We start from the raw sequence: 396 nt of genomic DNA, 5'->3' as shown, positions 1-396 counted from the left end.
AATCCTACCAGCACAAACGGCGTTGCAACATTCAGCGCCAACTGGAAGGTCCACTCTGCAGTGAAGGCTTCCATTTTCGGGAAGATCCCCGTCAAACAGGCAACGGCGGTAAAGGCAAAACACCAAATCCCGACGGTCATTGCCAGAGGCTTATTACGAATAAAGACATATTCTGGTTTATATTTCTGCGCCAGGCGAACGACTGCAATAAATGCAACAAATACCCATAAATAACGCAGCGGCATCACTACCGAATTAAGGTTCAACAGCCATTTATAGAGATTGTTCATATCACCAATGCCGAGAGTCGGCAGCATTATCAGGATCGCCACCAGCACCAGGGTCAGAAAATAGCCATTAACGGGCGTACCAGAAGCGTTGGTACGACATAAACTG

Annotated in this window: 1 protein-coding gene; it reads right to left on the bottom strand. The window is 47.5% G+C overall.

Annotation, left to right across the window (positions count from 1 at the left end):
• On the bottom strand, window positions 1-396 hold a 396-nt coding region (locus D7W81_RS41730), incomplete at both ends, for an amino acid permease (protein ID WP_208721713.1).

The organism is Corallococcus aberystwythensis (assembly GCF_003612165.1).
In the GTDB taxonomy this organism is placed as follows: Bacteria; Myxococcota; Myxococcia; order Myxococcales; family Myxococcaceae; genus Corallococcus; species Corallococcus aberystwythensis.
Note: the sequence above shows the minus strand (reverse complement) of the source record. Positions and strands in the feature narration are given on the sequence as shown.